At 62.4% G+C, this 22,440-nt stretch carries 16 protein-coding genes; 9 read left to right on the top strand and 7 right to left on the bottom strand.

What is annotated here, in order from left to right:
• Positions 1-193: 193 nt before the first annotated feature.
• Complete coding sequence (locus ACMGE0_RS00555) at positions 194-2,125, bottom strand: MOSC domain-containing protein (RefSeq protein WP_436813912.1); 1,932 nt, start codon at positions 2,123-2,125, stop codon at positions 194-196.
• Between the two features lie 7 nt (positions 2,126-2,132).
• The gene (locus ACMGE0_RS00550) at positions 2,133-3,527 is read right to left on the bottom strand and encodes an aldehyde dehydrogenase family protein (RefSeq protein WP_436813911.1); all 1,395 of its coding nucleotides are present in this window, start codon (positions 3,525-3,527) and stop codon (positions 2,133-2,135) included.
• Positions 3,528-3,764: 237 nt separating this feature from the next.
• On the opposite strand from ACMGE0_RS00550, the gene ACMGE0_RS00545 reads away from it, so the two are divergent.
• From ACMGE0_RS00545 to ACMGE0_RS00520, 6 genes are all read left to right on the top strand, one after another.
• Complete coding sequence (locus tag ACMGE0_RS00545; protein WP_436813910.1) at positions 3,765-5,252, top strand: aldehyde dehydrogenase; 1,488 nt, start codon at positions 3,765-3,767, stop codon at positions 5,250-5,252.
• 41 nt (positions 5,253-5,293) lie between these two features.
• Positions 5,294-6,643 (top strand): glutamine synthetase family protein, encoded by a 1,350-nt coding sequence (locus ACMGE0_RS00540; RefSeq protein ID WP_436813909.1) that lies wholly within the window; start codon positions 5,294-5,296, stop codon positions 6,641-6,643.
• A 161-nt stretch (positions 6,644-6,804) separates the two neighbouring features.
• Positions 6,805-7,497: a GntR family transcriptional regulator gene (locus tag ACMGE0_RS00535; RefSeq protein WP_436813908.1), complete on the top strand. Its 693-nt coding sequence runs from the start codon at positions 6,805-6,807 to the stop codon at positions 7,495-7,497.
• A gap of 293 nt (positions 7,498-7,790) precedes the next feature.
• Complete coding sequence (locus ACMGE0_RS00530; protein ID WP_436813907.1) at positions 7,791-8,732, top strand: ABC transporter permease; 942 nt, start codon at positions 7,791-7,793, stop codon at positions 8,730-8,732.
• Positions 8,729-9,565, top strand: a complete 837-nt coding sequence (locus ACMGE0_RS00525; RefSeq protein ID WP_436813906.1) for an ABC transporter permease — start codon at positions 8,729-8,731, stop codon at positions 9,563-9,565. The genes ACMGE0_RS00530 and ACMGE0_RS00525 overlap by 4 nt, the downstream gene beginning before the upstream one ends.
• A 9-nt stretch (positions 9,566-9,574) precedes the next feature.
• Complete coding sequence (locus tag ACMGE0_RS00520) at positions 9,575-11,212, top strand: ABC transporter ATP-binding protein (protein WP_436813905.1); 1,638 nt, start codon at positions 9,575-9,577, stop codon at positions 11,210-11,212.
• A gap of 125 nt (positions 11,213-11,337) precedes the next feature.
• On the opposite strand, the gene ACMGE0_RS00515 is transcribed toward ACMGE0_RS00520, so the two are convergent.
• From ACMGE0_RS00515 to ACMGE0_RS00495, 5 genes are all read right to left on the bottom strand, one after another.
• Complete coding sequence (locus ACMGE0_RS00515) at positions 11,338-12,942, bottom strand: ABC transporter substrate-binding protein (RefSeq protein ID WP_436813904.1); 1,605 nt, start codon at positions 12,940-12,942, stop codon at positions 11,338-11,340.
• Between the two features lie 252 nt (positions 12,943-13,194).
• Complete coding sequence (locus ACMGE0_RS00510; RefSeq protein WP_436813903.1) at positions 13,195-13,938, bottom strand: IclR family transcriptional regulator; 744 nt, start codon at positions 13,936-13,938, stop codon at positions 13,195-13,197.
• Between the two features lie 71 nt (positions 13,939-14,009).
• Positions 14,010-15,674: a hydantoinase B/oxoprolinase family protein gene (locus ACMGE0_RS00505; RefSeq protein WP_436813902.1), complete on the bottom strand. Its 1,665-nt coding sequence runs from the start codon at positions 15,672-15,674 to the stop codon at positions 14,010-14,012.
• 1 nt (position 15,675) lies between these two features.
• Positions 15,676-17,727, bottom strand: a complete 2,052-nt coding sequence (locus ACMGE0_RS00500; protein ID WP_436813901.1) for a hydantoinase/oxoprolinase family protein — start codon at positions 17,725-17,727, stop codon at positions 15,676-15,678.
• 170 nt (positions 17,728-17,897) lie between these two features.
• Positions 17,898-19,094, bottom strand: coding sequence for a serine hydrolase domain-containing protein (locus ACMGE0_RS00495; protein ID WP_436813900.1), 1,197 nt, complete (start codon positions 19,092-19,094; stop codon positions 17,898-17,900).
• Between the two features lie 207 nt (positions 19,095-19,301).
• Between ACMGE0_RS00495 and ACMGE0_RS00490 the strand changes: the two genes are divergently transcribed.
• From ACMGE0_RS00490 to ACMGE0_RS00480, 3 genes are all read left to right on the top strand, one after another.
• Complete coding sequence (locus tag ACMGE0_RS00490) at positions 19,302-20,447, top strand: serine hydrolase domain-containing protein (protein WP_436813899.1); 1,146 nt, start codon at positions 19,302-19,304, stop codon at positions 20,445-20,447.
• Positions 20,448-20,585: 138 nt separating this feature from the next.
• Positions 20,586-21,260 (top strand): RraA family protein, encoded by a 675-nt coding sequence (locus ACMGE0_RS00485; protein WP_436813898.1) that lies wholly within the window; start codon positions 20,586-20,588, stop codon positions 21,258-21,260.
• Complete coding sequence (locus tag ACMGE0_RS00480; RefSeq protein ID WP_436813897.1) at positions 21,257-22,375, top strand: class II histone deacetylase; 1,119 nt, start codon at positions 21,257-21,259, stop codon at positions 22,373-22,375. The genes ACMGE0_RS00485 and ACMGE0_RS00480 overlap by 4 nt, the downstream gene beginning before the upstream one ends.
• Positions 22,376-22,440 lie beyond the last annotated feature (65 nt).

The raw sequence follows: 22,440 nt of genomic DNA, 5'->3' as shown, positions 1-22,440 counted from the left end.
TTGTTTCTTCAATGCACGATATAGCGCGATCGCAGATCGCACAATAGCGAACTCTCAAATTCTCGCAAACGGCTTCCAAATTAGGAAACCCCTCAACCAAGCGTATGTTTTCGAAGCCATTTCTCTGCAATTTCCGAAGCAGTGCGATCCACAGAAGCGGGTGAGGCCCTCGGAAAACTGCCGCCTCGCTTAGTCAGATATCGACCACCACCCGGCCGACGGGTTGGGTACTGCATGCAAGAACGTAACCGCTGCGTTTTTCATCATTACCGAGAACAAGACATTCCGGATCGGCGCAGTTGGGTGCAAGCTTCCACTCGCCGGATACGATCCGGCAGCGGCAGGTGCCGCAGATGCCCGCCTCGCAATCGGCCGGCAGATCGATACCGGACCGCCGGGCTATCTGCAGGATGGTCCCGGAGCCCTCGCCTTTGACGTCGACGCCGCTCTTTCGAAACATGATCTCGTAGGAAGCGGTTGCGGATTCGATCCCGGCCGTTCCGGCTTCCGCACCAAAACTTTCTTCGAGATAGAGCGCATTCGGAGCGAAGCTGTGATGAAGCGCTCTGACTGTCGCCCTGAAACCCGCAGGACCGCAGCACAGGGCAACCCGGTCGGCGGCGTTCGGGCAGATGCCTTCCAGCATACCGGCATCGAAACGCCCCTGAAGATATCGGGATTCCCGTCCGTTCTTCCGATCCTCCTCCCCCGTGAGATTCCACGACAGACGCAACCGGCCCACCATCTGCCGTTCCAGGGCTGCCAGTTCCTCCATGAACGGCAGGTCCTGCAATCTGCGCGCACTGTGGTGAAAGACGATATCGTAAGGAAGATCGAGATCGGCGACGAAACGCAGCATCGATATCATGGGCGTAATGCCGCTCCCGGCGGAGATCATCAGGAGCTTGAGGTTCGCCCCGACCGCGGCGATGTGAAAGCGCCCATGCGGACCGGTCCCCACAATGCGATCCCCGACGCGGATGCTGCCGTGAAGCCAGTTCGACACCACGCCGCCGGTGACGCGCTTGACGGTGATTGAAACAATGCCTGGCCGGGACGGCGAGGAGGAGACCGTGTAGCTGCGGCTGATGGCCGAGCCGCCGATATCGAGACGGAGCGTCATGAATTGGCCGGCATGATAGCCGATCGGAATGCCGTCCTCCGGCCTGAACCGGAAGCTTGTCATGTCCTCGGTCTCGCGCACGACCCCCGTGCAGACGAGGTTGATTGCCCCCGCGCGAGGTCGGGGCAAAGCGCGCGCGAGAGCGACCGGACGCGACGTCTCGAGCGGTTCCATGAGGTCCACCGGCTTCTTCCGGGAGACGACTTCGATCGTATCGCCGACGAACATACGTCCCGCGCCGCGCGGCACCAGGAATTGCCCGAAATAGGGTTTTCCATCCCTCCCCCGGCGGCGTTTAGCCAAGGTGGACAGCGGCTCCCGGTCCTCGCGCAAGGCGCCGCTTCCGGGATCGAGGGTCGTGACGATGCAGCGATCGCAGGGACCCGCCACGTCGAATTCGACTTCGCCGATGCGTATCGTTCTCCAGCCGTCTTCATCGAAAGGCAAAGTCCCGGAGACGACGACATTCGGCCGGAAACGCCCCATTTCGACGGGTTCCACGAGATGGGCGTTGAGGTCGGCGAGCGAGGCCTCGCCGACCAGCAGGAGCGGCGCCGTGTCGGCAAAGCTGACGACACCGCCGGGATCGAGCAGAAGCCTGCGGTCCGTCCTTGGCCCCTTCAGCGCAAGCCTGCAGGAATGCCGGAGGAATTCCGAAAGCCAGGCGGCCACCGGGGCGCCGGCATCCAGAACCCTCACCTCCGCTCCCCAGATCCGCGCCGCCACATCGGGAGCCGCCTCAAGCCGGGCACACGAAAAGACGCATGGCTTTCGGTTCGGGGCTATCAGGATCACGTTCCCGCCTTCCACGACGCAGCGCAAGGTCAGCAGGGCCGGAAAGCGCCGCGATGTCAGGCACTCACCCGCTTCGTCTATCACCATCATGCGCCGGTCGCCGGCCAATCCCTCCGGCTCCACGAGAGCCGTCGAAACATCCACGGCGGCGGCCGATTTCAACGGATAGACATGCAGGCTGCGAACCTGGATAAACGAGGCGGACATTGCGGCCTCACATCGAATAGGCGGTCTTGACGTTCGTGTAGAACTCACGGGCATAGGCGCCCTGCTCGCGCGGACCGTAGCTCGATCCGCGGATGCCGCCGAAGGGGACATGGTAGTCCACCCCCGCGGTCGGCACGTTCACCATGACCATGCCGCTGCGGGCATGCCGTTTGAAATGTTCGGCATGCCTGATCGACGTCGTCGCGATACCTGCCGAGAGGCCGAATTCGGTATCGCTCGCGACCTGCAGCGCCTCTTCGTAGTCCTTCACGCGAATGACGGCCGCAACGGGACCAAAAACCTCTTCCCGGTTGATGCGCATGTCATTCGTCGTGCCGGAAAACAGAGCAGGCTGAAGGAAGAAGCCCTCCGTATCGCGCACGAGAGCCTCTCCGCCCACTTCGAGAACGCCCCCTTCCGCGCGGGCGATCTCGATGTAACGAAGGTCCTGCTCGAACTGGCGCCGGTCGACCACGGGGCCGATTTCGGTGTCGGCATGCAGGGCGTGCCCCACCCGCAGCCGCGAAAGCCTCGCCTTGAGTGCCGAGAGCAGGCGGTCATGGATGCCCTCGGTCACGATAATGCGGCTTGAGGCCGTGCACCGCTGGCCCGTCGAATAGAAGGAGCCGTTCGTGACCGCTTCGACGGCGACATCGAGGTCCGCATCGTCGAGGACGACGAAGGGGTTCTTGCCTCCCATCTCGGCCTGGATCTTGGCGCCTCGGGCGGCGACCGCCGAAATGGCGGCGCGGCCGATCCCGACCGAACCGGTGAAGGATACCGCATCGACGTCGCGATGATCGAGGATCGCCTGCCCGACGGTCCGTCCCGGTCCCATGACCAGGTTCAGGACGCCCGCCGGCAGTCCGGCACGATGGAGGATATCGACAAGCTCCCACGCGCAGGCGGGAACGAGTTCCGCCGGTTTGAAGACGACGGTGTTGCCATAGGCAAGCGCTGGCGCGATCTTCCAGGCGGGAATGGCGATCGGGAAGTTCCACGGCGTGATGACGCCGACGACGCCGACCGGCTCGCGGGTGACTTCCACCTTGATGCCGGGCCGCACAGAGGGAAGAACGTCGCCGGGATTCCGCAACGCCTCTCCCGCCATGTACTTGAACACCATGCCGGCACGGACCACCTCGGCGCGCCCTTCCGGCAAGGTCTTGCCTTCTTCGCGGCTGAGCAGCCGGCCCAGTCCCTCCTCGCGCGCCAGGATTTCGGTCGCCGCCCTGTCGAGAATGGCAAAGCGCTGCTGAGGCGTGGTGACCGACCAGGCCGGAAACGCGTCACGGGCGGCCGCAACGGCGGCACCCAAGGACGACGCATCGCCGACGCAATAGAGACCGACAATGTCCGACTGGTCCGACGGGCTGCGGTTCTCGGCAGCCTGAGACCCCATGAACCGCTCTCCCCCGATGATATTCGGCCTTGCCTCATCCTTCCCCGTCACGTGGCTTTCTCCTGTTGGACGATTTCGCGAAATAGCCGCTTGGCTTTTCAACGTGATATCCATATATTGCGATCGCAGATCACGCAATATCATCTTTCTTTGCAGATCATAAGGATTGAAAGAAAAGGGAATTCAACCGCGACAGCATGACGAATTCGTCAAAAAACTCAATATTGGTGAACCTGAATGATCTCTCCCGACTGGCACGAAATATCCCGCTCCCTGACGCTTGGCTCCCGCGCCGTCATCGGCGGACGGTTCGTGGATGCGCATTCCGGCAGGACCTTCACGTCCTTCAATCCCGCAACGGGAGAACCGCTCGCAGAAGTGGCGGAGGGCGATGGGGTCGATATCGATGCGGCGGTTGCCTCCGCCCGCAAAGCCTTCGAGAGCGGTGTTTGGAGCCGGAGGGCACCGGCAGAACGCAAGAAAGTGCTGCTGCGCCTCGTGGAACTCATGCGCGCCGAAATCCCCGAACTCTCGGCGACGGAAAGCCTCGACATGGGCAAGCTCGTCCGCGACGCCGCCGGCAATGACATTCCCGCCGCCGTCAATATCCTGCAATGGCACGCGGAGGAGATCGACAAGGTCTATGGCGAGATGGCGCCGCTTCCGGAAGGCAATATGGGCCTCATCCGCCGCGTTCCCCTTGGCGTCGTCGGCGCAGTTGTGCCGTGGAATTTCCCGCTCAACATGGCAGTCTGGAAATGCGCTCCCGCGCTTGCGGCCGGAAACAGCGTCGTGCTGAAGCCCGCCGAGCAATCACCGTTCACCGCTCTTCGCTTCGCGGAACTGGCTCTGGAAGCCGGCCTTCCCGAAGGTGTTTTGAACGTCGTTCCGGGCTTCGGCGAAACCGCCGGCCAGGCTCTGGGACGCCACATGGACGTGGATTGCCTTGCTTTTACCGGCTCGACGGCGGTGGGCAAGCTGTTCCTGCGCTATGCCGGCGAATCCAACATGAAACAGGTCTGGCTCGAATGCGGCGGCAAATCGCCGGTCATCGTCTTTCCCGATTGTGCCGATCTGGAAGCCGCCGCCGACCAGGTGGCAAGCGGCATCTTCTATAACCAGGGTCAGGTCTGCTCGGCGGCCTCGCGCCTGTTTGTCCATGAAACGATCGAGAAGACCTTCATCGATCTCCTCCTGAAGCGGGTTACGGCCTATCAGCCGGGAGACCCGCTCGACACCCGCTCGGGCCTCGGGGCGATGGTGGACGCCAACCACGCGAGAAATGTCATGCGTTTCATCGAGGAAGGCCGCAAAGGCGCGGCTTTGGTCACGGGCGGCAATGCCGTCACGGTCAACGGCCGGGGCAGCTTCATCGAACCCACCATCTTCTCGGATGTGAGCCCCGATGCGGTGATCGCGCGAGACGAGATTTTCGGCCCCGTCCTTTCCGTCATCCGATTCCGCGATGAGGACGAGGCGATCCGCATGGCCAATGACAGCATCTATGGCTTGGCGGCATCGGTCTTCACGGACGACCTTTCGCGCGCCCATCGTGTCTCGTCGCGGCTGACGGCAGGCGTGGTTGCGGTCAATGTCGTCGATCCGGTCAGCCCGACCGTTCCGTTCGGCGGCTTCAAGCAATCCGGCTCCGGGCGGGATCTTTCCCGCCACGCGACGGAAAAATACACTGCCCTGAAAACCACATGGATCCGCTATCGGTGCTAAGATCGGAAATCGGCGGACACTCCCACAGCAGGTAGACAAGAATGGATATAGCCGGCGCGCTGCAATGGTTGGAATCGCATCCGGAGATCAAGAGTTTGCGGGCCGCGGTCTGCGACCTGAACGGCATCATGCGCGGCAAGCGCATTCCCCGCGATCAGGCCAAGAAGGCTCTCCAGGGTGGGTTGCGCATGCCGCTTTCGGTTCCCGGCCTCGACATCTGGGGCAAGGATATTGCCGACAATCCCATGGTGTTCGAAACCGGAGATGCGGATGGACGCTGCGACTGGACGGGCCGCGCTCTCATGCCCGTGCGGTGGACCGCCGAACCGACGGCGATGCTGCCCGTCTGGCTTGCGGATGAACAGGGCGTGCCTTTCCTGGGCGACCCGCGCCGCACACTTGCCGCCGTGCTTTCCGGCTTCGAGGAGCTCGGCCTCACGCCGGTGACCGCGACCGAACTCGAATTCTACCTTGTCGATCCCCATGCGGAATTGCCTCTCGGACCGGTTTCACCCGTCACGGGCCGCCGCCTCGATACCGCCGCGGCGATGGACATGGACGAAGTGGACCAGTTCGAAGCCTTCATTCACGACGTTTATACCGCCTGCCGGGAACAGGGGATCCCGGCAGACACCGCCATTGCAGAAAACGGGATCGGCCAGTTCGAGATCAATCTCAACCATCGCGCCGATGCGCTTCAGGCCGCCGACGACGCGCTCTTCTTCAAGCGGACGGTCAAGGGTATTGCCCGCAAGCATGGGTTCGCGGCCTGCTTCATGGCCAAGCCCTACGGCCATCATTCCGGCAGCGGCTTCCACATCCATTTCAGCCTGATCGACAAGGACGGCCGGAATGTCTTCGATGATGGCGGCGATCGTGGAACGGAGATGATGCGGCACGCCGTGGGCGGCATGCTGGCGGCCATAGCGGAAAGCACGCTCGTCTTTGCGCCGCACTACAATTCCTATCGGCGTCTCAGACCGAATTCCTACGCGCCGACGGCGGTTGCCTGGGGCTACGAAAACCGCATGGTGGCGATCCGCATCCCTGGCGGCGACGGCAAGGCACGGCGGATCGAGCACCGCGTGGCCGGCGCCGATGCCAATCCGTATCTCGTCATGGCCGCCGTTCTCGGCGCTGCGCTCATCGGCATCAAGCGGCAGATGCCGCCCGGCGAACCTCGCGGCAAGGACGCCTACGGGAAAGACCTGGCCAGACTGCCCCCGGACTGGCATTCGGCGATCGAGGCATTCGAAACCGGATCGCACGTATCGGAGATATTCTCGCCTGTCTTGCGATCGGGCCTCATCGCCTGCAAGCGCCAGGAACTTGAGACCTTCGCCACCCAGATCACCCAATTCGAATATCGCACCTATCTGGAAACCGCCTGACCGGATATTCCTATTACGATCACAGATCGCAAAATTCCGACCCATGCTCCTGCTCTTGCGGATGACACCGAACCGACAACGCGCTAGAAAACGAAGGATATAGCGGCTTCGGGCTCTTCGATCCGCAACCAAAAACTCCAGCGACAGATACGGGAAATGGCATGGCGAAAAAACAACAATTCGGCCTTTCGGTGGTTGAAGCCGAACCTCTGCATGAGAAAGTCTATGCGGAAATCGTGCGCGCACTCGTGTCCGGCCGGTTCGAGCCGGGCCAGAAACTGACCTCCCGCAAGCTCGCCCAGGAGCTTGGAACCAGCGACATGCCGGTTCGGGCAGCCCTGATGCGGCTCCAGGCGCAGCAGGCCTTGCGGCCGCTGCCGAACGGCAGCCTGGAAGTGCCGCAAATCACCGCCTCGGGCTTTGCCCAGCTGATGGACGCACGGACCGTCGTGGAAGGCGGCGCGACCGAACGGGCCGCCTCGATCATCAACGGCAACAACCTGAGGACCATCCGCAAGCTCAGCGACGAACTGACGAATGCAGCCAAGGCCGGCGAGATCAATCGCTACCTCGTCGCCAACTACGATTTCAAATTCGCGATCTACCGCCACTGCGGGAATGCGCCACTGCTTTTCCTGATTGAAACGTTGTGGATGCAGGTCGGCCCGTTCCTGCGCCGCTACGCGGGGAGCTTCGACGGCGCGCTTTCCGGCATCCTGGACATCGACTACCATGAGGATGCGCTTGCCGCGCTGGAGAAAGGCGATGGGCCAAAAGCCCGAGACGCGATCGTGCGCGATATCCGCGAAGGCGCCGATTATCTGCTCAAGCATGCGGAGTTCACATTGGAATGAAACTGCCTTATGATTTTCTCAATTTTCAATCTTCAGCCGCGGACATGGGTTTAAAAATCCTATTTGAAATCATTCATATACCATTAGAATAGAGGTTTCTGAATTATTTGAATTGCGCGATCGTAGATCGCAGGATATGAAATCGACAACGATGATCTGCACAATGCCGGACACGGGAACAGCACTATGGGGTCGATTTGCGAAGGCCGGCGTTTTGCGCCATGGGGCCTGAAATATTTTCCAGTTGAGCAGCGCGGTTTTGGTCTCCGGCAAAATCCGGAGGCTCGGAGCCGATGATCCGGTTTGTTCTCGACCGCCTCGCTTCCGCAATCCCGACACTTCTCATCGCCTCGCTCGCCGTCTTCGTCATGATGCGTATGATCCCGGGCGACCCGGCCTCTCTCATGCTCGGCGACCTCGCCACGCCGGAACAGGTTGCCGCGATCCGAAGCAAGATGGGTTTCGACGAGCCGGTTGTGGTGCAATACCTGATCTGGCTTGGGGATATCCTGAGCGGTGATTTCGGCAGGTCGATCGGTTCCGGCGATGCGGTCCTGCCGCTCATCCTGGAGCGATTCACAATCTCCGCCACGATTGTCGTCGTGGCTGTTTTCCTGGCGGCCGTGATTGCCGTGCCGGCCGGCATGATCGCCGCCTGGCGGCAGCACAGCCTCACCGATATCGGTGTCGTGGCGACCTCGACGCTGCTTTTGTCGATACCGAGCTTCTGGCTCGGGCTCATGATCCTGCTGTTCTTCGGCCTGTGGCTGAAGTGGTTCCCGATCATCGGCTACGTATCCTTCAACGACGATTTCTGGACGGCGCTGTCCTACATCTTCATGCCGGTGCTGACGCTGGTGCTCGTGGAGCTCGGCGCCATCGTGAGAATGGCCCGGGCAGCCACCATCGAGGTGGCTCGGCTTGAATACATCACCCATGCCCGTGCCAAGGGCCTCGGCGAAGGGGCCGTCATATGGCGGCACGCCTTCAAGAATGCCTTCGCGCCGACCTGGACATTGATCGGGCTGATCCTCGGCGGCCTCCTAGGCGGCATCGCGGTCACCGAGACCGTGTTCACCATTCCGGGCCTCGGGCGCCTCTTGGTCGACGCGATCTATGCGCGGGACTATCCGGTGGTGCAGGGCTGCATTCTGTTCATCAGCGCAATCTATGTTCTCGTCAATCTCGTCGTCGATCTCCTCTATCCGATCTTCGACCCGAGGGTTGCCCAATGATCGCCGGATCCCTTCGCCTCCCCCGCCGCGGCATTACCGCCATCCTGGGCGGCACGATCGTCGCCCTGCTCGTCGTCTTGGCACTTTTCGGACCCACGGCAGCGCCGTATGATCCGTTGAAACTCGATCTACTCGCCCGGTTGAAGGCACCCGGAACGGCAGGACACCTGCTCGGAACGGACGAGTTCGGCCGCGACATTCTCAGCAGGCTCATCTACGGCGCCCGGACAAGCGCCTGGATCGCCTTCGCGACGGTCGCATTCGCGATCGCGTTCGGCACCATGTTCGGGATTGTCGCCGGCTTCTACCGCGGCTGGGTCGACCGGCTGCTGATGATGGTCAACGACGCGCTGCTCGCCTTTCCCGGCCTGCTTCTGGCTCTCGGAATCATGGCCGTCACCGGCGCCAGCCGCGAAGCGATCGTCGTCGCCCTGGGCCTCGCCTATATGCCGGCCGTGGTGCGCGTCGTCCGGGCGAGCGTGATGTCGATCCGGGAGCGGGAATATATCGAGGCCTCCTTCGTGATGGGCAACACCGAACTCACGACCATGGTTCGGCATGTCCTGCCGAACTGCGTCGCCCCGGTCACCGTGCTTGCGACGACCATGTTCGGCTGGGTGATCCTCTCGGAAAGCGCCCTTTCCTTCCTGGGGCTCGGCGTGCCGCCGCCTGCCCCCAGTTGGGGGAACATGCTGGCGACCGCGCGACCGTTCATCACCCAGGCACCCTATCTCATCGTCTTGCCGGGCCTTTGCATCGCCTTCACTCTGCTCGGCATCAACATGCTGGGCGATGCGGTGCGCGATTGGCTCGACCCCAAGATGCAGGCTTGAGGACGCTCGATGGACGATAAAGCAGGCACCGCCGTGATTGCAGCCCGAAACCTGTCCGTCAGCGTCAGGGGGCTGGCGAAGGTTGTCGATGGATTGGACTTTTCCATAGAACCCGGCGGCATGCTGGCGCTGGTGGGAGAATCCGGCTCCGGCAAGACGATGGCTGCCCGCGCCGTCCTGGGGCTCCTCCCTTCGCCGCTGGCGGTGACCGAAGACAGCAGCATTCTTTTCCACGGCCAGGAACTGGTCGGCTCGCCCGCCAAAGCGATGCGCCGGATTCGCGGCGACCGGATCGGGATGGTGTTCCAGGAACCAATGGTCTCCCTCAACCCGTCGATGACGATCGGCCGCCAGATGGCGGAAGGGCTGGCGCTCCATATGAAGCTCGGAAAGGCCGAGATCCGTGACCGCTGCCTGGCCATGCTGGAACGCATCCGCATCAAGGATCCGGTCCGTTGCCTGGCGGCCTTCCCGCATGAGTTTTCAGGCGGCATGCGCCAGCGCATCATGCTGGCGTCCGTCATGCTCCTGAAGCCGGAACTCCTCATCGCCGACGAGCCGACGACCGCGCTCGACACGCTCGTCCAGCGCGACGTCCTTGACCTGATGTCGGAACTGACCCGGGAAAACGGGACCGCCGTCCTTCTCATCAGCCACGATCTCGGCATGGTATCGCATTACGTCCGAGACGTGGTCGTCATGCACAAGGGCAAGGCCGTCGAATACGGCCGCAGCACCGAAGTCCTTTCCTCGCCGAAGCACGAATATACCCGCAAGCTTGTCGATGCCCTTCCTCGCCGCAGCGCCGGCGGAGTGCGGACATTCGTGAGCCGCGACCCGCTTGTCGATATACGCGGTCTGACGATCGAATATCCCGGGCGCCGCAGCCTGTTGAAGGCGAGGGAGGCCAAACGCGCCGTCGACGGCGTCGATCTTTCGCTCGGCCAGGGTGAGACGCTCGCCCTCGTCGGCGGTTCCGGATCGGGAAAGACGACGCTCGGGCGGGCGATCGTCGGGCTCGTCGGAATCACGGCGGGCACCATCGCCTTCCGCGGCCGGCCCATCGAAACGGGCCGCGGCGACCTGGCGCGACGGCAACGCGGCGACATCCAGATCATATTCCAGGACCCCTATTCGTCGCTCGATCCCCGGCAACGGATCGGCGACATCGTCGGCGAGCCCTTGAAACTTGAGCCGCACATGTCTCCCGCCGAGCGTCGGGAACGCGTCCTCGAAGTCTTCGAGGAAGTCGGCCTCAGCCAGGATTTCCTGGGCCGTCTCCCGCACCAGCTTTCCGGCGGCCAGCGCCAACGCGTGGCGATCGCCAGGGCGATCATCCGCCGGCCCGCCTTCGTCGTGGCGGATGAACCGGTCTCCGCCCTTGATATGACCGTCCAGAAGCAGATTCTAAAGCTGATCCGCGACCTGCAGGAACGGCACGGCTTCGCATGCCTCTTCGTTTCCCACGATCTCGGCGCCGTCGAACAGGTCGCCGACCGCGTCGCCGTGATGCAGGACGGCCGGATCGTCGAGATCGGCGACCGGGACGAGATCTTCGACCGGCCGAAGCACGAATACACACGGCGTCTTCTCGATGCGGCCATGTTGCTCGACCGCAAATTCGAAGGCGCCAAGGGCGCGGCCTGAAACGGCATCCCTTTCTCGCAAGGCGTCGTCGGTCCGTCCAATCCACTCAAAGAAAAAAGGGTCGCCTTCCGGCGACCCAGTCAGGGGTTTTGCGTATGGCGCAATCTCCGGGGTCCCGCGATCCCTTATTGCCTTTTCCAAACGCCCCAAGCGCGCGGCTTGTCCAGCGCCCAGGATTCATAGTTGACGACCTTGGGCGATACGGCTTCGATGACCGGATTGTAGTAAAGGCCGATCATGGGAACCTGCTCCTTCATCAGCGCATGCATTTCCTTGAAGATCGCCTTGCGCTGTTCGAAATCGGTCGTCGCCACCGCCTTCAGAAAGAGCTCCTGAGCCTTCGGATCGTCCCACTGGTAGTTCGCCGAGGTTTTCTTGGAGCCGGTGAACATGCCGTAGATCACCACCGGATCCGGACGGGAGCCGTAGCCGAAGGCCTGCATCTGGAATTTGCCCGACAGGAAGTTGTCGAGCTGCGCGCCCCAGTCCAGCGTCTCGATCTCGACGTTCATGCCGACTGCTGTCAGCATGGCCTGCGCAAGTACGGCATTCTCATACATGCCGATATAGCGCTGGTTGGCCTGGATCTTGATCACCTGCCCTTTGTATCCCGCTTCCTTGAGAAGCTTCTTGGCCGCTTCAGGGTCGTAGGCCGGCCAATCCTGGAACGACGCGTCGAAGAAAGCGCTCGCCTGTGGCACGCCGGACGGATTGTATTCCGTCATGCCCGCCGTCTTGACCTGCGTGATCTGCTTCAGGTCCATCGCATGCGCCATCGCCTGGCGGATGCGCACATCGGAGAGCAAGGGATCGGTCGTCTGGAGCAGAATCGCGGAGAGCGAAAGGCCCGGCGCCGACTGAATGACCGCGCCCTTGCTTTTCAGGTCCTCCATGCGCGAGGCCTGGATCGTCGAGACAACGTCGATTTGGCCCGCAAAAAGGGCCGTCTCGGCCGCCGTCTTGTCCGGAATGATCGCGAACCGCACCTCGTCGACATAGGCCGTCCGGTCGCCGGTATAGCCGTCCCGTTTCTGTTTGAGCGGCATGTAGCCGGCAAAACGCTCAAGGGAAATGTATTGCTCCTTCTTCCATTCCTTGAGCTTGAAAGGGCCGCTGCCGATTGCCGAGCCCTCGATCCATTTGCCGTCCGGGCCGACATTCTTCGGGCTTGCAACCCAGGTGTTGCAGACGGGATCGGCAAGGCGCGTCAGGAACTGGGTATTGGGAGCCTCGATCGTATAGACGACCGTATCCTCGTCGGCTGCCTCCACCGACAAGATCTTCAAGCCGCGTGTGCCGTTGAAATTGCCGATGCAAAGCCAGGGAGCCTCGGTCCCTGCGGTCGCCATGCGCCGTTCCCAGAACCATTTGACGTCCGAAGCGAGAACCTTGTCGCCGTTGTGAAAAACGGCGCCGGAGCGGATGTGGAAACTGTATTTGACCCCATCGTCCGAGACGCTCCAGCTATCCGCCAGGACCGGTCCTATGATCATGTCGTTCCTGAACGACACCAACGGCTCATAGATGTGGTTCAGCACGGTTTCGGTTATCGAATCCGTACGGCTTGCATCGAGGCTGCGGATATCCGCCGTCACCACGAGGTTCAACGTCCCGCCCTTGACCGGCTCCTGCGCGCCGGCGGCGCCTGCCAGCAGCATGGTTGCGCCGAAGAGCGCCGATAATGCCCGTTTGCTCATGTCGATCTCCACCATCATTCCCCTCTTGTCCATTGAGATCTTCTGCGTCTGCCGTTTTGCGAGACGCAATTCTAAGGCATTTTTATCGCGATCTGCGATCGCATTTATTGAATAGCCGACGACCTGTCATGTCAATATGGAAAATCGACAAGGCGACAATTAAGTATTTGTATTATATCAAATTTTTTGAAAAATATAACGCCGCCCGCCGAGACCGGCGGGCGGTCATCGTTGCAGCACTGAACCAGGCGAACAGCCCCGCCGGCTTGGGGCGGCCTGCCAATATCAATCAGCCGCGGCGGCTTCCTTGCGGATAAGCGCCACGATCTCGGAAATCCTGTCAGGGTCGATGTCACGCCACGGCGGCACAACCGCGATCGCGGCAGCCGCATGTACCTGGTCTCTCGGCAGGACGACCGCGAGCGACATCACATCGCTGTCGTCCACGCCGGCGCGCACGGCAAAGCCGTTTTCCGCAGCCGCCTCGGTTTCCGCGAGGACCGCGGACGGCTCGAGTCCGGCAGCGACGATATGCGCCGCGTTCTCATCGATCAGTGCCCTGCGCGTCGCCATGTCGAAGGTCGAAAGAATGCAGACCCCGGCCACCGACACGCCGAGCGGAATTCGTCCGCCGACACCGTTCAGAAGCGCCCTGATCGGATAGATGCCTTCCTGGAAATCGAGGCACACGCAATCAAGACCCGAATGTGCCATGAGATATGTCGACATGCGGGTGGCGGAACCGACGCGGACCAAAGCCGGCCGCACGGTCTCGACAAGGTCGCTCACCGTGAAGGAACGCCGGGACAGGGCGTAGATGGACGGTCCCAGCCTGTATCGGCCGCGCCGCGAGGACTGTTCGACGAAACCGTGCTTGGCCAGGCCCTGCAGGGCGCGATGGACCGCCGATTTCGTATCGTCGAGCGCCTCCGCCAGATCGGCAAGGGATGACCCTTCCGGTCCCGCTCGGCCGATGGCGAGAAGGATTTCGGCTGCGCGTTCGACATTGCTTGATGATTTGCGATCCATGGCCTGTCTATATACAAGCGCCTCCCCCGCACAAGCCGACAGGGGCCTCGCTGCGGAGACGGCTGCCGGATTCATGCGACGCCCTCCCTTTTGACGAACACGGAGCGGCTTTCTTCAAGGAAATTGCCTTCCAGGAAATCCCGCGCGATCGCCTCGGGGCTGCGCCTGGACGGCTCGCCATAACCACCGGCGCCCGGAGTGAAGACCTCTATGACGTCGCCGGCCCGCGCAACGCCCACGCCCCGCACGAACGGACCCATTCCCTCCGATAGCCGGAAACCGCCGCTCGCCCCCGGCAGGCCGCCGTCGAGGCCCCAGGGCCGGGATTGCATGCGCGATCCGCCGTAATGCACACGGCAATCCTTCTCCGCCCGATAGACACGGCGAATGCCCATGCCGCCGCGAAATTCCCCGGCGCCCCCCGATCCGTCGATCAGCTCGTAGGCCAGCAGGGTGATCGGATATTCGCCCTCCAGCGCCTCGACCGGCAGGTTCGAGGTGTTGGTCATATGGACATGCACGCCGTCCAGCCCATCCTTGTCGAAGCGGGCGCCGTTTCCGCCGCCGATCGTCTCCAGATAGACCCAGAAGGAACCGTCGGCCCGCTGTCCGGAAAAGGTGATGTCGAAGCACGAACCGTTGCTGGCCGCCGTCACGCGCTCCGGCACCGCCGCAGCCAGCGCGCCATGAATGAGGTCCACCACGCGCTGGCAGCAGGTCAACCGCCCGTCGACGGCGGCGGGATGGACGCAATTGAGCACGGTTCCCTTTTCAGCGAAAACCGTGATCGGCCGCGCCAGCCCCGCATTCGGCGGGATCGTAGGATCGACGACCGATTTGACGGCATAATAGACGGTCGCCAGAAGCGCCGTGTGAACGACGTTCATCGGACTTCTCGACTGCGGCGGACTGTCGAGGTGGAGCTCCATCTCGTCGCCGCGGACGGTGATCCGCACACTGAAATCCCATTGCTGGTCGAAGGCCTCGCAATCGAACCGGTCGGCAAACGTATAGATGCCGTCCGGTATGGAACGGATGCCCGCCCGCATGCGGCGCTCGGCATAATCCTGCAGCTCGCGACCCGCCGCTTCGACGACGTCCATTCCATATTTGTCGCAGAGTTCGATCATCCGGCGAACACCGAGGCGGTTTGCGGCCATCTGCGCACGCAGGTCGGAGAGCCTTTCCCGCGGCACCTGGCAGTTCAGAAGGAAGAGGTCCTGGATATCCTGCTGAAGTTCTCCGGCCCGATACAGCCGGATCGGAGGAATCCGGAGGCCTTCCTGGTAGATGTGGGCGTGCCCGCGATCGACGAAATCGGAATGATGCGCCGTGTTGATCGCCCAGGCCGTCAACCGTCCCGCGTGGAAGATCGGCTCGGCAAGCACGATATCCGGCAGATGCGTGCCGCCGCCCTCGTAGGCATCGTTGCCGATGAACACGTCCCCGGGCTTCAAACTGCCCGCGCCGTGTTTGCGGAGGATGAGCGGCACGAAACCGATGAAGCTGCCGAGATGCATCGGCACGTGTTCCGCCTGGCACAGCGTATTGCCTGCGACATCGAAAAGGGCCGTGGAGCAGTCGCGGCGCTCCTTGATATTCGTGGAATAGCTGGAGCGCACGAGCGTCTCGCCCATTTCCTCCACGATCGAGGCGAAGGCGCTGCCGATGACCTCGAGCGTGATGGCATTCAACGCGCGGTCGCCTTGCGCCGGTTTCGAACTGGTTTGCGCCACGTCAGCGGGCCTCCATGATCAGGTTTAAAAAGGCGTCCACCCGCGCCGTCATGCCGGCCGGCACGACGGTGGTCGTATCCATCTGGTCGATGATCGCCGGGCCTTCGACAATGTTTCCGGGCGTGAGGCGAAGGCGGTCGTAGATCTTGTGGTTCCGGAAGGCCCGCGCCTGCCGGCACCAGGCCGGACGCTCGCCGATACCTGCGTGCCACGGGTCCTTCGAACCGATCGGCTGTGGCGTGAAACGCGCCTTTTCCGTGCGGGCGCTCGCCTCCAGGCGATAGGTCACCAGCTCGATTTCCTCCCCTTCGGCGATAAAGCCATAAAGTTGCTGATGATCGGCAAGGAACCCCTGCCGTATGGCGGCAATCGCCCCCTGATCGATCGGGCCAGCCGGCACCGGCACGGCAATCTCGTAATTCTGGCCGGCATAACGGACATCGGCCGTGCGTCGCAGTATCCGGGCTTCGGGCGGTATGTTCTCGGCAGCGAACCAGGCTGCCGCCCTGCGCTCCAGGCCCGAGAAAATCTCGTCGAGAGCGTTCGTCTCGATCGTGTCGAGCGATGCGAGCCGGGTAACGGACAGATCCGTGCGCAGATCGGTCATCAACAGCCCCATGGCGCAGAGAATCCCGGGCGTCAGCGGCACGAGGATCTGCCGCATCTCCAGTTCCGACGCCAGACGCGCGGCATGCAGGGGGCCGGCGCCGCCGAAGGCGACCAGCGTGTAGTCGCGGGGATCGTGACCCCGCTGGACGCTGATCACACGGATCGCCTTGGCCATATTGACCGTCACGATATCGAGAATGCCGTCAGCCGTCTCCGCGACGTCCATCCCGACCTTGTCGGCAACGGTCCTGAGCGCCGCCTCGGCCAGATCGCGGCGGATCGGCATGCGCCCGCGCAGCAGGAACTTCGGATCGAGATTTTGCAGGAAGACGTTCGCGTCCGTAACCGTGGGCTCAGCCGTCCCATGCCCGTAGCAGGCCGGGCCGGGAAAAGCGCCGGCGCTGCGCGGGCCGACCTTGATCAAACCGCCGCTGTCCACATGCACGAGCGAGCCGCCGCCTGCGCCGACGGTATGGATGTCGAGCATCGGCGCCTTGATGGGATAACCGTGAACGATCGCCTCGCCGACCAGCCGGCACTCGCCCCGCCTGAGCAGGGCGACGTCTGTGCTCGTGCCGCCCATGTCGAACGTGATGAGGTTTTCATTGCCCGTCATCTCACCCAAAGCAAGAGCCGCGACCACTCCCGTGCTCGGTCCCGACAGCACCGTCCGGACGGGCATCTCCACCGCCGTGTCGAAACCGATGACCCCGCCGTTCGACTGCGTGAGGTGGGGAACCGCCTCGAGACCCATCTCTTTCAGGCGCCCCTCCAGCCGGCGGACGTAACCCCGCATCACCGGCCCGAGATAGGCATTCACGACGGTGGTGGACATGCGCTCGAACTCGCGGAATTCCGGCGCGATCCGATGGGAGGCCGAGATGAAGGCTTCCGGAAGCTCCTCCGCCAGGATGCGCAAAGCAAGTTCTTCGTGCGCGGTATGCGCGAAGCTGTAGAGGAAGGCTATGGCGACGGACTGCACGCCTGCAGCCTTCAGCTTGCGTGCCGCTGCCCGCAGCGCCGGCTCGTCGAGCGGGTGCTCCACGGACCCGTCGTGCCGGACCCGTTCGGCGATGCCGAAGCGCAGATCGCGGGAAACCAGCGTCTTGGGTTTGTCCGCGCGGATATCATAGAGATCCGGCCGCTTCTGGCGCCCGATTTCCAGGAGATCGCGAAAGCCTTCGGTCGTGATGAGGCCCGTCGGAGCGCCACGCTGCTGGATCAGCGCGTTTGTCGCAACCGTCGTGCCGTGCCCGAAATAGCCGACTTCGCCCGAGGCCGCATCGAGACGCTCCAGCGCTTCGACGACCCCTTCGCCGATGGCGAGAGACGGGTCCCGCGGCGTCGAGGGAACCTTCCAGACCTCGATCCGCCCGGTCTCCTCGTGAAAGAGACAAATGTCGGTGAAGGTTCCACCGGAATCCACGCCAATCCGCCAACCCATGCGCCCGCCCTGATTTCAAACGAGACCCGACCGGCCTCGCTTGCAGCCAATCCCAAAACGGGCGAAACGTCAATTAAATTCCATTTTTCAGATTATATTTTCTATTATATTCCTATAATTGGAATTAACGACGGCTTTTCAAGGGTGATAGCGCTGGCGGTGGACGGCAGCTAGCGATCATCGAGGACTTCGCGAATGGCATGGATCGCCGCCAGTAATTCCTTCGTGCGATCGATGCTGGCATGCTCGGGCCAGGTGGAGAGCTTCACGACGGCGAACGCCTTCTCCGGATCCCAGTAGATCGCTTGGCCGAAGACGCCGCGTGCGAGGTAGGTGCCCCGCTCCACGTCCTCGATCCAGACCTGGTTGCGATAGGCACCGTTGGGGAAAACCGAACGGTAGATACCCTGATAGAGCTCCCCGGAGGCGCGGCGCGTATCCTCTATCCAAGATCGGGGAATGATCTGCCTGCCGTCGCGCGCGCCTCCGTTGAGCATGAGAAGGGCGAAGCGGCCGTAATCCCGGAGCGTAGCGCAAAGCCCGCCGTCCGCCAGGGCCGCTCCCGCGTTGTCGACGGTGATATAGGCATCCTCTTCCGCCCCCATGGGCGTCCAGATCTCCCGGCTCAGAAGATCCGCAAGGGATGCTCCGGCGGCCCGCTCCAGCGCGAAGCCGAGAACATCCGTTTCGATCGACCGGTACTTGAAGAGCGCACCGTGCGGCCGCTCCTGCTCCTTGAGGGAAAGGATCAGGTCCCACATGGTTCGCGGCCAGTCGGGGCGCGTATGTTCCTTCCAGCCGCAGGCAAGGTCGAGCTGCTGCATGTGCGATCCCGGCGTCGTATAGGACTCGTCGAAAACGACTCCGCTCGTCATATCCAGAACATGGCGGACAGTGGCACCTTTATAGGCCGTGGACTCAAGTTCGGGCAGGTATTCCGTGAGGGGAGCGTCCGGATCCAGGAGTTGCCTCTCCGCAAGAATGCCGGCGAGCATGCCGACCACCGTCTTCGTTACGGACATGGCCAGATGGTGGCCGTGCGGCTTCATTCCGTTGAGATAATACTCGGCGACGACCGCGCCGCGGTGAAGAACCAGGAATCCGTCGGTGAAACTCGCTTCGATGAATTCCGCGACCGTCTTCTCCGATCCGTTGAAACTGTAGCGAATGGAGCCGATATCTTCCGCCCGTTTCGGCAGCGGCATCTTCGGGCCTTCGCCGCGCCAGATCTGCGCCGTGGCCGTCATTTCCCGAATGTGCTGGAATGTCCACCGATGCCATGGCGGCAGATCCCAATCGACGCGGGGAATGATGGGAGCGCCGGGGTTCAGGGGATTACGGGGATTGAATATCTCTTCGGCGGTCATCGAATTCCTCCAAACGAACTTGAGAAACGAAATCTGACATACATGGATTCAGTTTGCCAGGACTAATCCGCACCGGAAAATGAAAGAACATTAACTCGTAACAAGGATTTATCAACTGAACCGGGAAACTAACCGGCCAATATTGCATGATCTGCGATCGCGATATATGCCTAACCTGGCACCACGCAATTTCGGGGAAACGGGCTGATGACGAAAACTTCATTCACACGTGCGGACATCAATCTGGATAACTGGCGCACGCGCCCCTTTTCGACCTGGTCATTCCAGAATGTCTCGGAACTCGTCCCATCCGCCGTGATCAGAAGCGCATGCAAGGTGGAAGAGGCGCCACGAAATCTCGGGGATTTCGCGAAGCTGTCGGTCAGCAACCTTGCCGGCGACAGCGTGAGGCTGCCCGCGTTCCTGATCGAGAGCGAAACAGATGCGTTGGTCATCATGCGCGGCGGCAAGCTGATCGCAGAATGGCACGCCGGACATTTCGATCCGGAAAAGCCGCATATCATTTTTTCGATCTCCAAGTCCGTTACAGGGCTGCTTGCCGGCATCCTGATCGAAGGCGGTCAGCTCTCTCCCGAGGCGCTCGTCTCGACCTACGTTCCGGAAGCGGCAGGCTCTGCTTATGGCGATCTCAAGGCAAGCGACCTCCTGACGATGACCGTCGCGATCGATTTCAGCGAGGTATATCTCGACAGGAATGGCGATTATGACCGCTATCGCCGGGCCATGTTGTGGAATCCCGGGCGCCCGGATGAACCGACGCCGACGTTGCGGGAACTTCTCTGCTCGCTGCCGCGCGCCGCGCATCCGCACGGTACGCACCACGCCTATCGCTCGCCGAATGCCGACATGGCAGCCTTGGTCATCGAGGCAGCCTGCGGCCGGCGCTACTCCGAATTCCTGGAGGCCGCGATCTGGAAGCCCATGGGCGCCCATTCCGATGCCTTCATAACCGTCGATCGGGCCGGCAATCCCCGGTCCTCCGGCGGCCTTTCGATGACCGCCCGCGATCTTGCGCGCCTTGGCGAACTGGTCCGGACGGGTGGCGGCGGCATCCTGCCGAAACGGTTGGTGGACGAACTCTGGGACGGCGGAAACCGCGAAATCTGGGCAAAGGGCGAGCAGCGCCTGCTCTATCCCGGCGGAAGCTACCGCTATTTCTGGTACGAGACGGGGACGGGAGCGCTCGCCGGCATGGGCATTCACGGCCAGCAGGTCTGGATCGACCGCGCATCCGAGACCGTCATCGTCCGGCTGGCATCGGAATCCCTCCCGGTCAACGACAGGCTGGACCAGAAAGTGATCGCGATGATGAAGATCATTGCCGCAGCCTGAACCTGCCGGTCAGCGGAATTTCTTGTCGCCGGCGCATAATATTTCTCGTTTGATTCCGCCGCACGCCTCACGCAGGCTCGGAACCGTGATCCGACCGGATCGCGTCGCCCATCCAGCCTTCCAGACAGCCGAGGAACCATGTTCACGATAAACGAAATGCCGCCGCAACTCGATCCGGAACTCGTCAAACTGCTCGAACGCGTCGAGACGGGCACCATCGGGCATTTCTTCCATTCCGGTTTCGTGGATCGGGGCATCGCCGCCGTCATCGGGAACGCAAGGGTCGCGGGGACGGCTGTCACCGTGCGGACGCCCCACGCGGATTCGACCATCGTTCACTACCTGACCAAGCTGGTGCGACCGGGCGATTTCGTCGTTGTCGAACGATGCGGCGATACGCGTCACGCCTGCTGGGGCGGGGCCGTTTCCCATGCGATGAAGATTGCCGGCATAGCGGGCGCAGCGATCGACGGCCCATCGACCGACCTGGCGGAGATCCGCAAGATCGGCCTTCCGGTCTGGTGCCGCGGTCCCTCCTCCATCACCACAAAGCTGCTTGGGCTGGATGGAGAAATCAATGTCCCGGTGACGGTGGGCGGACAGGTCATTCATCCCGGAGACGCGATCCTGGCGGACGAGAGCGGGGTCGTGGCACTCGATCCTGCCAAGGCCGAGGCGATCGCCCGCGAAGCGATCGCGGACCAGGAGGACGAGGTTCTGCTCCTCGAAAGGTTGCGGAAAGGCGAGTTCCTGCCGGATATCAGCGGCGCCACGCAACTCGTCGAAAGCAATCTGGCGCCGAGGCATGCATGAACGCCGGAACTGTGAAAACCGGCTGGAATTTCCATGAACTCTATCTCTGGCACGACACCGGCAATGCGGCGGCATGGTTCCCGCCCGGCCTGACGATCGAACCGGGCGAGCACGCCGAGAATCCCGCGACGAAGCGGCGTTTCAAAAACCTCGTCGAAGTCTCCGGCCTCTCGGATCGATTGGTGCGGATCGATGCCGGGCCGGTCACGGAGGACGACCTCGCCCTGTTCCATACGCGAGAATACATCGGGCGCATCCGGGCCATGAGCGACGACCGGGGCGGCGACGCGAGTTATCTGACACCGTTCGGGCGCGGCAGTTTCGAGATCGCCTGCCTTTCGGCCGGCGGAACCTTCGCGATGATCGATGCCGTCCTTTCCGGCCGCGTCAATAACGGCTATGCCCTTGTACGCCCGCCGGGACACCATGCGGAACAGGACCGCGGGCTGGGCTTCTGCCTTTTCGGAAACGTGCCCGTCGCCATCCTGAAGGCGCGGAAGATCCACGGCGTCGAGCGTATCGCCACGATCGACTGGGACGTCCATCACGGAAACGGCACCCAGTCCGCCTTTTACGCCGATCCCGGCGTCTTGACGATCTCGGTCCATCAGGAAAGGCTCTTTCCAAGCGATCGGGGCGACCGCACCGAACGCGGTGAAGGAGCCGGCGAGGGCTTCAACCTGAACATTCCGCTGCCGCCCGGTAGCGGGCACGGCGCCTATATGGCGGCTTTCGAGCAGGTCGTGCTTCCGGCCCTTGTCCGCTACAAACCGGAATTGATCGTGGTTCCGTCCGGTTTCGATGCCTCCGCGATCGATCCGTTCGGCCGGATGATGCTCCATAGCGACAGCTATCGCGAAATGACACGTCTCCTGATGGAAGCTGCGGATATCCTCTGCCGGGGCCGGCTGGCGATGTCTCACGAGGGCGGATATTCGGCATCCTACGTTCCCTATTGCGGGCTCGCGGTGCTCGAGCAATTGAGCGGCATCCGGACAAGCGTTGCAGATCCCTTTCTCGACGTCTTCCGCAATTATGCGGGCCAAGCGCTGCAGGCCCATCAGGCGGCCGCAATATCCCTCGCCTCCGAACTGGCGGGCAGTATTCCGGCCTGACGACATTCTCGGCCGCAACACGCCGAAAGCCCGGCAGCGGAGCTCCGGGCTTTCTTGAAATCGTC

The sequence above is a fragment of the Neorhizobium descurainiae genome (genome assembly GCF_051400715.1).
In the GTDB taxonomy this organism is placed as follows: domain Bacteria; phylum Pseudomonadota; class Alphaproteobacteria; order Rhizobiales; family Rhizobiaceae; genus Neorhizobium.
This window is presented reverse-complemented; position numbering and strand designations above follow the sequence as displayed.

Bases quoted from the DNA above. Each gene is read 5' to 3' on its own strand.
- ACMGE0_RS00555 (WP_436813912.1), bottom strand. From the start codon at position 2,125: ATGTCCGCCTCGTTTATCCAGGTTCGCAGCCTGCATGTCTATCCGTTG.
- ACMGE0_RS00550 (WP_436813911.1), bottom strand. From the start codon at position 3,527: ATGGGGTCTCAGGCTGCCGAGAACCGCAGCCCGTCGGACCAGTCGGAC.
- ACMGE0_RS00545 (WP_436813910.1), top strand. From the start codon at position 3,765: ATGATCTCTCCCGACTGGCACGAAATATCCCGCTCCCTGACGCTTGGC.
- ACMGE0_RS00540 (WP_436813909.1), top strand. From the start codon at position 5,294: ATGGATATAGCCGGCGCGCTGCAATGGTTGGAATCGCATCCGGAGATC.
- ACMGE0_RS00535 (WP_436813908.1), top strand. From the start codon at position 6,805: ATGGCGAAAAAACAACAATTCGGCCTTTCGGTGGTTGAAGCCGAACCT.
- ACMGE0_RS00530 (WP_436813907.1), top strand. From the start codon at position 7,791: ATGATCCGGTTTGTTCTCGACCGCCTCGCTTCCGCAATCCCGACACTT.
- ACMGE0_RS00525 (WP_436813906.1), top strand. From the start codon at position 8,729: ATGATCGCCGGATCCCTTCGCCTCCCCCGCCGCGGCATTACCGCCATC.
- ACMGE0_RS00520 (WP_436813905.1), top strand. From the start codon at position 9,575: ATGGACGATAAAGCAGGCACCGCCGTGATTGCAGCCCGAAACCTGTCC.
- ACMGE0_RS00515 (WP_436813904.1), bottom strand. From the start codon at position 12,942: ATGGACAAGAGGGGAATGATGGTGGAGATCGACATGAGCAAACGGGCA.
- ACMGE0_RS00510 (WP_436813903.1), bottom strand. From the start codon at position 13,938: ATGGATCGCAAATCATCAAGCAATGTCGAACGCGCAGCCGAAATCCTT.
- ACMGE0_RS00500 (WP_436813901.1), bottom strand. From the start codon at position 17,727: ATGGGTTGGCGGATTGGCGTGGATTCCGGTGGAACCTTCACCGACATT.
- ACMGE0_RS00495 (WP_436813900.1), bottom strand. From the start codon at position 19,094: ATGACCGCCGAAGAGATATTCAATCCCCGTAATCCCCTGAACCCCGGC.
- ACMGE0_RS00490 (WP_436813899.1), top strand. From the start codon at position 19,302: ATGACGAAAACTTCATTCACACGTGCGGACATCAATCTGGATAACTGG.
- ACMGE0_RS00485 (WP_436813898.1), top strand. From the start codon at position 20,586: ATGTTCACGATAAACGAAATGCCGCCGCAACTCGATCCGGAACTCGTC.
- ACMGE0_RS00480 (WP_436813897.1), top strand. From the start codon at position 21,257: ATGAACGCCGGAACTGTGAAAACCGGCTGGAATTTCCATGAACTCTAT.